Genomic DNA, 12,748 nt, shown 5'->3' on the forward strand with positions numbered 1-12,748 from the left:
AAGGGAGAGACGTCCATGGACACCCAGATGCTGATCGGCTCGAAATTCGAGAACGGCGCCGAGACTGAGGAGCCGATCCTCAATCCGAAGACCGGGGCGACCATTCTCAACCTGCCCGAGGCCAGCCAGGCGCAGATCGAGGCGGCGGTGGCGGCCGCCGAACAGGCGTTCGTCTTGTGGTCGCGCACGACGCCGGCGCAGCGCTCTGGTTATCTCCTCAAGATCGCCGACCGCATCGAGGCCGAGGCCAAGGACTTCGCCGCTCTCGAGGCGCTGAACTGCGGCAAGCCGATCAATTCCGTGCTCAATGACGAGATTCCGGCCATCGTCGACTGCTACCGCTTCTTCGCCGGCGCGGTCCGTTCGATGCCGGGCGTCGTCGCCGGCGAATATCTTCCCGGCCACACCTCGATGGTGCGGCGCGATCCGATCGGCATCGTCGCCTCGATCGCGCCCTGGAACTACCCGCTGATGATGATGGCCTGGAAGCTGGCGCCGGCGATCGGCGGCGGCAACACCGTCGTCTTCAAGCCGTCGGAGCAGACGCCGCTGACGGCGCTGAAGCTGGCCAGGATCCTGGCCGAAATCCTCCCCGCAGGCGTGGTCAATGTCGTGCTCGGCCGCGGCGATAGCGTCGGCAACGCGCTGATCAACCATCCCAAGGTCAACATGATCTCGATCACCGGCGACGTCGCCACCGGCAAGAAGGTGCTGCAGGCGGCCGCCAAATCGGTCAAGCGCACGCATCTCGAACTCGGCGGCAAGGCGCCCGTCATCGTCTTCGACGACGCCGACCTAGGTTCCGTCGTCAACGGCCTGCGCGCCTTCGGTTACTACAATGCCGGCCAGGACTGCACCGCCGCCTGCCGCATCTATGCCGGCAAGAAGATCTACGACAAGCTCGTCGCCGATCTGTCCTCGGCGGTTTCGACCATCAAGTACAACCAGCCGGACGACACCGAAAACGAGATTGGCCCGCTGATCTCGCGCCGCCAGCGCGACCGCGTGTCGAGCTTCGTCGAACGCGCCTCGGAATTGAAGCACATCGAGATCACCACCGGCGGCAAGCCGGGCGAGGGCACCGGCTTCTACTATCAGCCGACCGTCGTCGCCGGCGCGCTGCAGGAGGACGAAATCGTACGCCGCGAGGTGTTCGGCCCGGTCGTCTCGATCACCCGTTTCACGGAAGTCGACGAAGCGGTTAACTGGGCCAATGACAGCGACTACGGCCTGGCGTCATCGGTGTGGACCAAGGACGTCTCGCGCGCCATGGCGACGGCGGCCCGTCTGCAATATGGCTGCACGTGGATCAACACCCACTTCATGCTGACCAACGAGATGCCACATGGCGGTCTGAAGCAGTCCGGCTACGGCAAGGATATGTCGCTCTACGCGCTGGAAGACTATACCGCCGTGCGGCATGTGATGGTGGCGCACGCATAACGCATTCCTTCTCCCCGTTCACGGCAGGGGAATCCCCCTGCTGTGAACGGGGAGAAGAACGCTACTCGACGATACGATAGATGTTCCACAGGCTGGTGCCTGACACGACGTAGGGCTCCATCTCCTTGCCCCATTTGGCGTGTGCGTCGATCTTGCTGATCTTGGCGAACATCGCCTCCAGCTGGGCTAGGCTTTCCACCTGATGATGCGACTCGACCGTCGCTTCGCGTGCGCCGATCGATCCGGTCATGATCTGGAACTTCAGCTCGGCGAGGCCGACCTGCGAGCCGATCTCGCGTTCCCATTTCTTCAACAGGTCGAGCACGGTCTGTTTATGCCCGAACTTCGCGTCGATCTGCCATCTGGCGCTGAACATGTTGGTTCCTCCCAAGGTTGAGTTGGCGGCTGTTTGCCTATTCGTCCCAGGCTTGCACGACGGTCTGCCGCGCGATCCGCCCGTTCTTCAGCTCCAGCATCGCGGCGGCGAACACTTTCGTGCCGTCCGGATAGGCGCAGGCCTGGGTGAAGGCGAGGCTGTCGCCGTCGGCGATCGTGGTGTCGACCTTGTGGGTCATCGCCCGGCTGCAGATGTCGTCCCAGAAGGTGGCGATCGCCGCGCGCCCGCGGACTTCGCGCGGCTTGCTTGGCGGGTTGTTGCGGTCGATCACCCGCACCAACGCGTCGTCGGCATAGAAGCTCGACAGCATCTTACCATCGCGGCTCTCGATCGCCTTCTTGATCGCCGCGCCATCCACGACTTGAGTCTTGGTCAGCATCTTATCCTCCATGTGCCCGTCTTCACGATCGGGCGGTTGATATTCAGTAGGGACTGCCCGACGCTCGCCGCCAGGCAGGGATTTTCACTGCGACTTCGCCTTGACGGCGGCGAAGACATCGTCGGTCTGCTTCTTGAACGTGGCGAGATCGACCTGGCTGCCATTGAGCATTGTCGACCAGTGGCGCACGATCGCCGCCATCGCGATCGTCTCCTTGATCTCCTCGTCGCTCGCGCCGTTGAGCTTGGCGGCCTCGGTATGGAAATAGATGCAGTACTGGCAAGGTATCTGCGAGGCCACCGCGAGGCCCATCAGTTCCTTGGTCTTGCCGTCCAGAGCGGTTTTCGGGTTGAGCTGGACTCCCTTGATCTCGGCCCAGGCGCCGGCGATGGCGACGTCAGGCAGTGTCTTGAACATGTCCGGCACGGAGCCGAGCGTCGCCTGGATGTCCTTGTAGGCGGCTGTCGCCGACGCATCCTCGGCCTTCGCGGGAGAGATCGTGAGCAGCGCGCCAATCCCTGCCGCGATCACAAGTGATCTGACATTCAGTTTTGACTTGAGCATTTCATCCTCCGTTCGCAGTGCCCTTCCGGCGATATCCGCCTGGCCTGCATGGGGGAATTGATAGCGCTTACATCCGCCTGGCCGCTTCGCCCGAAAGCGCCATGGCTCTCATGGCCCGTCCGGGCCAGTGTGCCGGACCGAGAATACCGCCGCCGCCGCTCGCGACGGCAGGTCGAGCTTGAGCAATATGTTGGCGACGTGGCGCTTGACCGTGTGTTCGCTCAGCCTGAGCTCGGCTGCGATCGCGGCATTGCTCTTGCCGTCGGCAATCAGGCTCACCACCTCGCTTTCCCTCGCCGTCAGCACGGACGGTTCGGTCGTTTTGGTCCTGGCGCGGCAGTCAGGCTCCAGATGCTGTTCCGACATTGCCCGCACCAGCGCCATGGGCTCGTCCAGATCGTCCAGCGTGACCCGGCTGGCGTCTTCGAAATGCAGGCCTGAGCCGGTTGCCAGATCAGCGACCAGCCGCGACGCCAGGATATCGCCCCGGCTGGCGCGCGCGGCGATCTGCATCGTCACGCGGGCCGTCAGCCCCACCGGCGGCCCGCGCAGTTCGATCTCCCCGACATGCGCGCCCTGCGCGCTGGCCACGCCGATCCCTTGCGCTGCCTCGCGCAGCGCCGCTGCACAGCGTATGGCGCGCGCCGGTCCATCGAAGCGCGAAATCATCATCTCGCCTTGCGTACCCAGCGCTCGGCCGCCATGGCGCCCGACCAGCAACCGCCAGGTTTCCTGGAAGCGCTCGCTGCGTTCGCTCCACACGCGGTCGCCCATCCGCGTCGTATCGTAGATGCGCGTCACCAGAAGTGCCGCCAGCACGCGGTCGGCTTCGGCGACGGCGCGCTCGCCGGTCAGGAATTCCTCGATCAGGTCGGCGACCCGGTCGACATCGCCGGTCCAAATCGGATGGTCGCGCCCGGGAATCTCGACCAGCCGCGCATTCAGGATTTTCTTGGCCAGGAAACGGCTGGCGTCGGGATCGACCCGCGCATCGTTGCGGCGATGGATCAGCAGCGTCGGCGCGCTGATCGCCGCCAGCACACCACGTACATCGATTTCCGCATTCATTCGCGCCAGTGCCGCCGCTGCCGTCGGGCTCGCCGACAGCCGCTCGAAACGCGCCCACCACTGGGTAAAATGCGCGTCGTCGACCCGGCCCGGCGCGAAATTCGGCAAGGTGGCACCGGTGCCCCAGGCCGTCTCGGCGGTGGCGATGAAGGCGTTGAGGCGTTCGGGCGGCATCACCCATTTGTGGAAATGCGCATAGCCGCCATAGAGCGCCAGCGCGCGCGTCCGCTCGGGATAGGTGGCGGCGAACAGCATTGCCATCGGCGCGCCTTCTGAAGCGCCAAGCAGGGCAGCACGACCGCTGCCGGCGGCGTCCATCACCGCGCGCACATCGTCCATGCGCGTTTCAAGACTGGGCAGGTTGTGCGCATCGACACGGTCGGAAAGGCCGGTGCCGCGCTTGTCGAACAGGATCAGCCGCGAGAACGCCGAAAGCCGCCTCAAGAGCCTTGTATAGCCCTCGTCTTCCCAATGCAGGTCGAGATTGGAAATGAAGCCCGGGACGAAGACGAGATCAAGCGAACCCTGGCCGACCACCTGATAGGCGATCCGCGCCTCGCCGCTGAGGGCATATCGGGTCTCGATCGGCCTCACGAGTTTCTTCCGCCCGGCCTGACGATTTCTGATCGTCAACCATAGCAGAGCCGCTTCGATAGCGGCAGCTCAAACTTTAGCGAAAGTGAATGTATACCGGGACCGCCCGCTGCGGCTACTTTTGTGACGCGGCGACGTCTGCCGGGGAGGGGGTGAGTCCGAGCTTCAGATCGGCCTCGGCTGGCGTGATCGGCCGCTTGATCCTGGCCGATGCAGCCACGACGAGTTCATCGAACCCTTCGCCGCTATCCAGCAGTTCGAAGAACTGTCGCCGCATCCTCGGTTCCCAGAATTTGTTGATGTGCTCGGCGACGCCGGCAACCCCTTCCTCGCGTGACTTGGAATGGAAGAAGGCCGCGATCTGGTTGGCCATGCGCACCAGCTTTTCGCTGGTGCTCGTGATGTGGTCTTCGTCATGCGACATGCTGGGCAACTCCCAAAACCACCCGGTCGGGGTGGGTGAAAACATCGAAATCCTCGCCGCGCACCAGGGCGACCAGCGTCATGCCGGCCTCATCGGCCGTGCGGATGGCAAGCGCGGTCGGCGCCGAGACAGCGATGATGAAGGCGGAGCCGATCGCCGCCGTCTTCTGCACCATCTCGACCGACACGCGCGACGTCACCACGACAGCGCCCGACGCACCGTCTATGCCGGCTTTGGCCAACGCCCCGGCCAGCTTGTCCAGCGCATTGTGGCGGCCGACATCCTCGCGCGCCATGACGACGCCCTTGCCGGGAATATAGAAGCCGGCGGCATGCACGGCTCCGGTTTCCTGATGCAGCGGCTGCACCTTCGACAACAGCTTGACGGAGCGGACGATGTCGTCGGTATCAAGCGTAAGTTTTGACGCACCAACAGCGTCGACGGAGCGCATGGCTTCCTCGATGGATTCAATGCCGCACAGCCCGCAGCCAACCGGCCCGGCAAGCCTGCGCCGCCGCGCCTCGAAGCGTGTATTGGCCTTATCCCTGAGCCGGATCTGGATATCGATGCCGGCGCCATGATCCTCGACCTCGATCGCCTCGATTTCTTGCGGGTCGGCAATGATGCCTTCCGTCAGCGAGAAGCCGAGCGCGAAATCCTCGAAGTCGGCGGGGCTCGCCATCATCACCGCATGCGTGGTTCCGGCAAAGGAAAACGCCACCGGCGTCTCCTCCGGCACCATGCGGTTGGCAACAGCCGTACCGCTGGCGCGGTGCGCGAGGCGGGAAGTCTGGCTGATCGGCTGGCGGGAGCGCATTAGTCCTGCTTCATCCACTTTGGCGTCAACTCTGGAACGTCGTGCGCGATCATCTCGAACGCCTTGTAGTGTCCAAGGCCCATTATGTTTCCGACAATGCGGCGAAGCTTGTCGAAGTCTTCCTTGGCCGCATGCTCCTGAATATCGAACAAAAACTGATTCAGGTCGGCGCCTTGCTTTTCACACAGGCGCATAAGCTTTTCGTAGGCTTCCTTTTGGGTCACCCCTGTTTCCTCCGACCGCGAGGCCGCCAGACTACTCGGCCGCCTGCAGCGAGGCGATGCGGCGGCTGTTCCTGGCCTGCTCATCGTACTCGCGCTGCCAGTCCGACGGGCCATTGGAGGCGCCGACCTGCACTGCCGTCACCTTGTATTCCGGACAGTTGGTCGCCCAGTCCGAGAAGTCGGTGGTGATGACGTTGGCTTGCGTGTCGGGATGGTGGAAGGTGGTGTAGACCACGCCGGGAGACACCCGGTCGGTGATCAGCGCCCGCAGCGTCGTCTCGCCCGAGCGGGCTGGTCAGCCGCACCCAGTCGCCATCGCGCAGGCCGCGGTTTTCGGCATCGTGCGGATGGATCTCCAGCCGGTCTTCCGCGTGCCACATGACGTTGTCGGTGCGCCGCGTCTGCGCGCCGACATTGTACTGGCTGAGGATGCGGCCGGTGGTCAAAAGCAGCGGGAAGCGCGGCCCGGTCCTCTCGTCCGTCGCGACATATTCGGTGCGGATGAACTTGCCCTTGCCGCGCACGAAGCCGTCAATGTGCATGATCGGCGTTCCGAGCGGGGCCTTCTCGTTGCAGGGCCATTGCACCGATCCGACGCGGTCGAGCAACTCGAAGGAGACATTGGCGAAGCTCGGCGTCGTCTGGGCGATCTCGTCCATGATCTGCGAGGGATGCGTGTAGTTCCAGTCGAGCCCGATCGCGCGGGCTAGCTCCTGCGTCGCTTGCCAATCGGCATAGCGCGCCTTCGGTTCCAGCACCTTGCGCACCATGTTGATGCGGCGCTCGGCATTGGTGAAGGTGCCGTCCTTTTCCAGGAAGGTCGAACCCGGCAGGAAGACATGCGCGTAATTCGCGGTCTCGTTGAGGAAGAGATCGTGCACGACGACGCATTCCATGGCCGCGAGACCGCCCGCGACATGCTTGGTGTCGGGATCGGACTGCAGGATGTCCTCGCCCTGGATGTAGATGCCCTTGAAGGAGCCGTCGACGGCGGCGTCCAGCATGTTGGGAATGCGCAGGCCGGGTTCGTCGTCCAGCTTCACGCCCCACAGGCTCTCATAGATGTCGCGCACGGCTTCGCCAGAGATGTGGCGATAGCCGGGCAGTTCGTGCGGGAAGGAGCCCATGTCGCACGAGCCCTGCACATTGTTCTGGCCGCGCAGCGGGTTCACGCCGACGCCCGGCCGGCCGATATTGCCGGTAGCCATTGCGAGGTTGGCGATGGCCATCACCGTGGTCGAGCCCTGGCTGTGCTCGGTGACGCCGAGGCCGTAATAGATCGCGCCATTGCCGCCCTTGGCGTAGAGCCGCGCGGCCCCCCGGATCAGTTCCGGGTCGACGCCGGAAAGCTTGCCGACGATCTCGGGGCTGTTCTCCGGCAAGGCGACGAAAGAGGCCCAGTCCTGGAACTCCGTCCAGTCGCAGCGTTCGCGGATGAAGGCTTCGTCGAAAAGCCCTTCGGTGACGATGACATGCGCCAGTGACGTCAGCACCGCCACGTTGGTGCCGGGCTTCAGCGGCAGGTGATAGTCGGCCTCGACATGCGCCGACTTGACCATCTCGGTGCGGCGCGGATCGAGCACGATCAGCTTCGCGCCCTGGCGCAGCCGCTTCTTCAGACGCGAGGCGAACACCGGATGGGCGGAAACCGGATTGGCGCCGATGACGACGGCGACGTCGGTGAATTCGACGGAATCGAAATCCTGCGTGCCGGCCGAGGTGCCGTAGGTCTGGCCGAGCCCGTAGCCGGTCGGCGAATGGCAGACGCGGGCGCAGGTGTCGACATTATTGTTGCGGAAACCCTGCCGCACCAGCTTCTGGACGAGATAGGTCTCCTCATTCGTGCAGCGCGAGGAGGTGATGCCGCCGATCGAGGTGCGGCCGTACTGATACTGGATCCGGCGGAATTCCTTGGCCGTGTGGGCGATCGCCTCTTCCCAGCTCACTTCGCGCCACGGATCGGAGATCTTCTCGCGGATCATCGGCGACAGGATGCGGTCCTTGTGCGTGGCGTAGCCATAGGCGAAACGGCCTTTGACGCAGGAATGGCCGTGGTTCGCCTTGCCGTCCTTGTAAGGCATCATGCGGATGACTTCGTCGTCCTTCACCTCGGCCTTGAACGAGCAGCCGACGCCGCAATAGGCGCAGGTGGTGACGGCCGAGCGTTCCGGCATGCCCTTCTCGAGCACCGTCTTCTCGCGCAGCGCGTCGGTCGGGCAGGCCTGCACGCAGGCGCCGCAGGACACGCATTCGGAAGCGATGAAATCCTCATGCATGCCGGCGACCATGCGCGATTCGAAACCGCGGCCCTCGATGGTCAGCGCGAAGGTGCCCTGCACCTCCTCGCACGCCCGCACGCAGCGCGAGCAGACGATGCACTGCGCCGGATCATAGGTGAAATAAGGATTGGATTCGTCGCGGGCGATGTAGTCGACCGCCAGCGAGCCATGGCCGGGCGCCACGCCGTCTTCTTCCTGCTTGACGTGGTTGCGGCCCTCGACGCCGTAGCGGTTTTCGGTCAGGCCGACCGACTTCGCCACCGTGTCGAATTCGCTGGCGCCGGTGCCGGCCTTCTCGTTCCAGCCGGTCGGATGGTCGGAGACGTAAAGCTCCATGACGCCGCGGCGGATCGCGTCGAGCCGGTCGGACTGCGTGCGCACCACCATGCCTTCACCGACCGGCGTCGTGCAGGAGGCCGGCGTGCCGCCGCGCCCTTCGATCTCGATCAGGCAGACGCGGCACGAGCCGAACGAGTCCAGCATGTCGGTGGCGCAGAGTTTTGGGATCTCGACCCCGCCTTCCATCGCCGCGCGCATGATCGAGGTGCCTTCCGGCACCGTGATGCTGCGGCCGTCGACGCTCAGCGTGACCTGCTTTTGCGCCCGCGATTCCGGGGTTCCGTAGTCGATCTCTTCAACGAGCGATGGGAAGTCGGCCTTGATGTTCATCTGCCAGCTCCTACTCAGCAGCCACGCGCGCCGGCGCGGGCTTGAAATCTTCGGGGAAATGCGTGATCGAGCTCATCACCGGGTAGGGCGTGAAGCCGCCCAGCGCGCACAGCGAACCGAACTTCATCGTGTTGCAGAGGTCGGTGACCAGCGCGAGGTTCTTTTCCGGCTCGATCCCGGCGGCAAGCCTGTCGATGGTCTCGATGCCGCGCGTCGAGCCGATGCGGCAGGGCGTGCACTTGCCGCAGCTTTCGATGGCGCAGAACTCCATGGCGAAGCGCGCCTGCTTCAGCATATCGGCCGTGTCGTCGAACACGGTGATACCGGCATGGCCGATCAGCCCGTCGCGCTTGGCGAATTCCTCGTAGTCGAACGGCGTGTCGAACAGGGCGCGCGGGAAATAAGCGCCAAGCGGGCCGCCGACCTGTACTGCCTTCACCGGACGGCCGGTGGCCGTGCCGCCACCGATGTCATCGACGATCTCGCCGAGCGTCAGGCCGAAGGCGGTTTCGAACAGGCCGCCATTCCTGACATTGCCGGCGATCTGGATCGGGATGGTGCCGCGCGAGCGGCCCATGCCGAAATCCTTGTAGAAGGCGGCGCCCTTGTCCATGATGATCGGCACCGAGGCGAGGCTGATGACGTTGTTGATCACCGTCGGCTTGCCGAACAGGCCCTGGATGGCCGGCAGCGGCGGCTTGGCGCGCACCACGCCGCGCTTGCCTTCGAGGCTGTTCAACAGCGAGGTTTCCTCGCCGCAGACATAGGCGCCGGCGCCGACGCGGATTTCCATGTCGAAGGCGTTGGGCGAACCCAGCACATTGACGCCGAGGACACCGGCCTTGCGGGCGATTTCGACGGCTTTGTTCATTGTCGCCACCGCATGCGGATATTCCGAGCGGATATAGACGAAGCCCTTGGTCGCTCCTGTGGCGATGCCGGCGATCGTCATGCCCTCGATCAGCACGAAGGGGTCGCCCTCCATGATCATGCGGTCGGCGAAAGTCGCGCTGTCGCCCTCATCGGCGTTGCAGACGATGTATTTGCGCTCCGATGTCGTATCCAGCACCGTCTTCCACTTGATGCCGGTCGGGAAGCCGGCGCCGCCGCGGCCGCGCAGGCCCGAGTCCGTAACCTGCTTGACGATGTCGGCCGCCGTCATGGCGACGGCGTTCTGCAAGCCCTTGAGCCCGCCAAGCGACTTGTAGGCGTCGAGCGACAGCGGATCGTTGATGCCGCAGCGGGCGAAGGTCAGCCGGGTCTGCTTGGCCAGGAACGGGATCTTGTCGGGCGCGCCGAGCCAGCGCTTGTGGTGGCCACCGGTGAGGAAGCCGCTGTCGAACAGGCTCTTGACGTCGGAAGGCTTGACCGGCCCGTAGGCGACGCGGCCGTTGGCGGTCGCCACTTCGACCATCGGTTCGAGGAAATAAGCGCCGCGCGATCCGTTGCGCACGATCTTGGCCTCGATGCCGCGCTCTGCGAGTTCCGCGCGAACAGCCTTGGCGACCTTTTCAGCGCCGAGCGCCAACGCGCCGGAATCGCCGGGAATGTAGATGCGGGGGATCATGAGCGCACCTCGGCAAGGATCTCGTCGATCTTCTCGTCATCGAGCCGCCCGATCACCTCGCCGTCGAGCATCGCCGACGGCGAACAGGCGCAAAGCCCGAGGCAATAGACCGGCTCGAGTGTAACCGATCCGTCGCGGGTGGTCTCGTGGAAACCGATGCCCAGCAACTGTTTGATCTTGGCGGCGACGGCATCCGAGCCCATCGACTGGCAGGCTTCCGCCTGGCACAGCTTGAGAACATGCCGCCCGGCCGGCCGGGCACGGAAATCATGGTAGAAGGTGACGACGCCGTGCACCTCGGCCCTGGAGAGGTTCAGCCCATCGGCGATGACCGGCAGTGCCGCCTGCGGCACATGACCGAATTCTTCCTGGATCTCGTGCAGGATCGGCAGCAGCGGGCCTTCGAGGCCTTTCAGTTCTTGGATAATCGCCGCCGTGCGCGATGCGATCTCGGTACTTGCAGGCTGCATCGTCATGCAGCGCCCTCCCTGGTCGGTAGCGCTCCAGCGCTAAGTCGTTACAAAAACAGAGGAAACCAGCGAAATCAATAAAGCTGATCCGTCGCTTGATAGAAATTTTCTATCAAGCCCGCTCAGCCGCCATTCTCTACCCTAGCGATGGGCGCGGAAATCGTCTGCCAGCGCCATTGCCTCGTCCAGCAGCGCCTGCACCAGCGGCGTGTGCGGCTCACGCGGCGCGGCCACCAGGCCGACCGTGTGGCTGGCGTCGGGCTCGACGATCGGAATGGCCCGGATCGGCTCTGAAAAGCCGAATGTTTCCGCGAGGTTGAGCGGCATGATCGACGACCATTTGCCGGTGTGGATGTGCGAGAACAGCACGATCATCGAATTGGATTCGAGCGTCGGCCGCACTTGCACTCCGGCCTCGGCCAGATGCTGGTCGATGATGCGGCGGTTCTGCATGTCCGGCGTCAGCAGGCACAGCGGCAGCCGGCTGATCTCGGCCCATGTCACTTTGTCGCGGTCGGAATAGGGGTTTCCGACCGCCGTGATCAGTTGATAACGCTCGTCATAGAGCGGCACGCTGGTCACCCGCCCGAGCGGCTCGTTGTCGAGATAGGTGATACCGGCATCGATGTCGAAATTGCCGAGCAGCGACAAGACTTCGATCGAGGTGCGCGACAGCACCGAGAAGGTGACGCCGGGGTGCTTTTCGCGAAACGGCGTCGTCAGCCGCGCCACCATGGCGAGCGCGGTCGGGATGGCGGCAATGCGGATGCGTCCGGAAAGGCCGTGGCGCGCCGCGCGCATCTCCTCTCGCATGGCCCTTGAATCGCCGACGATGCGGCGCGCCCAGACCAGCACCTGCTTGCCTTCCGGCGTCAGGCCCTGGAACCGCGACCCGCGATTGACCAGCATGACGCCGAGTTGTCCCTCCAGCTGCTTGATCCCAGCCGACAAGGTCGGTTGGGTGACCCCACAGGCTTCCGCCGCCCGGCCGAAATGCTCTTCCTTGGCCAATGAGATAAAGAATTCGAGTTTGTCGATCATGCCATCCTTCCGGTCGTCATGCGCAGGCTCGGGGAAATTCGCCTTTGCCGCAAGCGCCATGCGTAATCGTTCCGCATCCACATCTTTCAGCCGGCTTACTGTTTCCCGCGGCGTCATGCGGCGCTATGTCAATGAAACGGTCGTGAACCGGGCGCGATGGGAGACTGACATGCTGGGCTGGTTCCGCAAGCTGCTGCCGCGCGAAGATCGTTTCTTCGAGCTGTTCGAGCGGCATTCCCGCACGGTGGTCGGCGGCGCGGAAGCGCTGCAGCAACTGCTTCAGGGCAAGGACATCGATCGCTGGTGCCAGACGATCGTCGATCTCGAGGACGAGGCCGATCATATCACGGCGGAGGTCCTGCTTGCCGTGCGGCGCTCTTTCATCACGCCTTTCGATCGCGGCGACATCAAGGATCTGATCCAGTCGATGGATGACGCCATCGACATGATGCACAAGACCGTCAAGACGGTGAGGCTGTTCGAGAAGAGGGAGTTCGATCCGCTGATGCAGGAAATGGGCGCCGTCATCGTCGACGCCGCCCGGCTGGTCGCGGAAGCAATCCCGCTGCTCGCCAAGGTCGGTGCCAACAGCGCACGCCTCAACGCCCTTGCCGAGGAGGTGATGCGCGCCGAAGGCCGGGCCGACGACTTGCATGAGCAGGGTTTGAAGGATCTGTTCAGGCGCCATGGCCGCGGTGATGCGATGGCCTATCTGATCGGCAGCGAGATCTATGGCCAGCTGGAAAAGGTGGTCGACCGTTTCGAGGACGTTGCCAACGAGATCAGCGGCATCGTCATCGAGAACGTCTAGA

12 protein-coding genes and 1 pseudogene are annotated in these 12,748 nt (G+C 64.1%); 2 read left to right on the forward strand and 11 right to left on the reverse strand.

Annotation, left to right across the window (positions count from 1 at the left end; genetic code table 11):
- Positions 1-15 precede the first annotated feature (15 nt).
- On the forward strand, positions 16-1,443 hold the full coding sequence (locus ACVILI_RS07905; protein WP_038651897.1) for a gamma-aminobutyraldehyde dehydrogenase: 1,428 nt from the start codon (positions 16-18) through the stop codon (positions 1,441-1,443).
- A gap of 61 nt (positions 1,444-1,504) precedes the next feature.
- Here ACVILI_RS07905 and ACVILI_RS07910 read toward each other — a convergent pair whose 3' ends face one another.
- The 11 genes and pseudogenes from ACVILI_RS07910 to ACVILI_RS07960 form a co-directional block, all read right to left on the reverse strand.
- Positions 1,505-1,819, reverse strand: a complete 315-nt coding sequence (locus tag ACVILI_RS07910) for a hypothetical protein (RefSeq protein WP_010913185.1) — start codon at positions 1,817-1,819, stop codon at positions 1,505-1,507.
- A 37-nt stretch (positions 1,820-1,856) separates the two neighbouring features.
- Positions 1,857-2,219: a nuclear transport factor 2 family protein gene (locus ACVILI_RS07915; RefSeq protein WP_027047699.1), complete on the reverse strand. Its 363-nt coding sequence runs from the start codon at positions 2,217-2,219 to the stop codon at positions 1,857-1,859.
- A gap of 84 nt (positions 2,220-2,303) precedes the next feature.
- Positions 2,304-2,783, reverse strand: coding sequence for a carboxymuconolactone decarboxylase family protein (locus tag ACVILI_RS07920; protein WP_019862954.1), 480 nt, complete (start codon positions 2,781-2,783; stop codon positions 2,304-2,306).
- Between the two features lie 108 nt (positions 2,784-2,891).
- Positions 2,892-4,445 (reverse strand): alpha/beta fold hydrolase, encoded by a 1,554-nt coding sequence (locus ACVILI_RS07925; protein WP_038651900.1) that lies wholly within the window; start codon positions 4,443-4,445, stop codon positions 2,892-2,894.
- Positions 4,446-4,560: 115 nt separating this feature from the next.
- The gene (locus ACVILI_RS07930) at positions 4,561-4,869 is read right to left on the reverse strand and encodes a formate dehydrogenase subunit delta (protein WP_019862956.1); all 309 of its coding nucleotides are present in this window, start codon (positions 4,867-4,869) and stop codon (positions 4,561-4,563) included.
- Complete coding sequence (gene fdhD, locus ACVILI_RS07935) at positions 4,859-5,686, reverse strand: formate dehydrogenase accessory sulfurtransferase FdhD (protein ID WP_038651903.1); 828 nt, start codon at positions 5,684-5,686, stop codon at positions 4,859-4,861. Before fdhD ends, ACVILI_RS07930 begins: the two co-directional genes overlap by 11 nt.
- On the reverse strand, positions 5,686-5,910 hold the full coding sequence (locus ACVILI_RS07940; protein ID WP_019862958.1) for a hypothetical protein: 225 nt from the start codon (positions 5,908-5,910) through the stop codon (positions 5,686-5,688). Before ACVILI_RS07940 ends, fdhD begins: the two co-directional genes overlap by 1 nt.
- A gap of 31 nt (positions 5,911-5,941) precedes the next feature.
- Positions 5,942-8,858, reverse strand: a pseudogene (fdhF, locus tag ACVILI_RS07945) (formate dehydrogenase subunit alpha).
- Positions 8,859-8,868: 10 nt separating this feature from the next.
- The gene (locus ACVILI_RS07950; RefSeq protein WP_038651911.1) at positions 8,869-10,425 is read right to left on the reverse strand and encodes a formate dehydrogenase beta subunit; all 1,557 of its coding nucleotides are present in this window, start codon (positions 10,423-10,425) and stop codon (positions 8,869-8,871) included.
- The gene (locus tag ACVILI_RS07955; protein ID WP_019862961.1) at positions 10,422-10,901 is read right to left on the reverse strand and encodes a formate dehydrogenase subunit gamma; all 480 of its coding nucleotides are present in this window, start codon (positions 10,899-10,901) and stop codon (positions 10,422-10,424) included. Before ACVILI_RS07955 ends, ACVILI_RS07950 begins: the two co-directional genes overlap by 4 nt.
- Positions 10,902-11,036: 135 nt before the next feature.
- Positions 11,037-11,936 carry a LysR family transcriptional regulator gene (locus tag ACVILI_RS07960; RefSeq protein WP_038653788.1) on the reverse strand — a complete coding sequence of 300 codons (900 nt, stop codon included), beginning with the start codon at positions 11,934-11,936 and terminating at the stop codon, positions 11,037-11,039.
- Between the two features lie 169 nt (positions 11,937-12,105).
- On the opposite strand from ACVILI_RS07960, the gene ACVILI_RS07965 reads away from it, so the two are divergent.
- Positions 12,106-12,747 carry a DUF47 domain-containing protein gene (locus tag ACVILI_RS07965; RefSeq protein WP_027047702.1) on the forward strand — a complete coding sequence of 214 codons (642 nt, stop codon included), beginning with the start codon at positions 12,106-12,108 and terminating at the stop codon, positions 12,745-12,747.
- Position 12,748: the final 1 nt, after the last annotated feature.

The organism is Mesorhizobium sp. USDA 4775 (genome assembly GCF_054062655.1).

Coding starts and splice junctions, on each gene's coding strand:
- ACVILI_RS07915 (WP_027047699.1), bottom strand. CDS start 2,219: ATGCTGACCAAGACTCAAGTCGTGGATGGCGCGGCGATCAAGAAGGCG.
- ACVILI_RS07930 (WP_019862956.1), bottom strand. CDS start 4,869: ATGTCGCATGACGAAGACCACATCACGAGCACCAGCGAAAAGCTGGTG.
- ACVILI_RS07950 (WP_038651911.1), bottom strand. CDS start 10,425: ATGATCCCCCGCATCTACATTCCCGGCGATTCCGGCGCGTTGGCGCTC.
- ACVILI_RS07905 (WP_038651897.1), top strand. CDS start 16: ATGGACACCCAGATGCTGATCGGCTCGAAATTCGAGAACGGCGCCGAG.
- ACVILI_RS07960 (WP_038653788.1), bottom strand. CDS start 11,936: ATGATCGACAAACTCGAATTCTTTATCTCATTGGCCAAGGAAGAGCAT.
- ACVILI_RS07965 (WP_027047702.1), top strand. CDS start 12,106: ATGCTGGGCTGGTTCCGCAAGCTGCTGCCGCGCGAAGATCGTTTCTTC.
- ACVILI_RS07955 (WP_019862961.1), bottom strand. CDS start 10,901: ATGACGATGCAGCCTGCAAGTACCGAGATCGCATCGCGCACGGCGGCG.
- ACVILI_RS07920 (WP_019862954.1), bottom strand. CDS start 2,783: ATGCTCAAGTCAAAACTGAATGTCAGATCACTTGTGATCGCGGCAGGG.
- ACVILI_RS07910 (WP_010913185.1), bottom strand. CDS start 1,819: ATGTTCAGCGCCAGATGGCAGATCGACGCGAAGTTCGGGCATAAACAG.
- fdhD (WP_038651903.1), bottom strand. CDS start 5,686: ATGCGCTCCCGCCAGCCGATCAGCCAGACTTCCCGCCTCGCGCACCGC.